Annotated in this window: 1 protein-coding gene; it reads left to right on the top strand. The window is 58.3% G+C overall.

Translation table 11 applies throughout. From position 1 onward, the window contains the following. The coding region (locus tag ACF8E5_RS08440; protein WP_392475140.1) for an IS4 family transposase at positions 1-528 on the top strand (528 nt) is incomplete at both ends.

Raw genomic sequence — 528 nt, 5'->3', positions numbered from 1 at the left:
CCGAGCGAGCAGGTGCTTTGGTTGGTGCTGGGCATGGCCCTGTTTCGTGACGAGCCTGTCCACGAGGTGGCCAGGCGTCTGAACATCTGTGCCCAGGGCCTGGCTTCCGATCAACTGCTGGCACGCAGTGGTGTGACTGCAGCGCGCAAGCGACTGGGTGCTGACCCGGTCGAATCGTTGTTTCGCCAGACCGGCAAACAATGGGGTTGCGAACGGTACGAAGGCGACGACTGGAACGGGTTGCAGGTGTTCGCTGTGGATGGTGCGTTGCTGCGAACTCCCGATTCACCTGAGTTGAGAGAACATTTTGGCTCCGGCAATACCGGTACCGAGCGCCAGACGCCTTTCCCAATGCTGCGTCTGGTTGCCTTGATGAATGTGCGCTCTCACGTAATTCTCGACGCCCAGCTCAGCCCTTATCGCGGTAGCGAGATGCGCTTGGCCGAAACCTTCCTCGGTCAGATTCCAGACAACTCAATCACGTTGTTCGACAAAGGTTTTTGGGGGGCTGATCTACTGTTGAACGTG

Origin of the sequence: Pseudomonas sp. WSY_20 (assembly GCF_043104335.1) — a bacterium.
Lineage (GTDB): Bacteria > Pseudomonadota > Gammaproteobacteria > Pseudomonadales > Pseudomonadaceae > Aquipseudomonas > Aquipseudomonas parafulva_B.
This window is presented reverse-complemented; position numbering and strand designations above follow the sequence as displayed.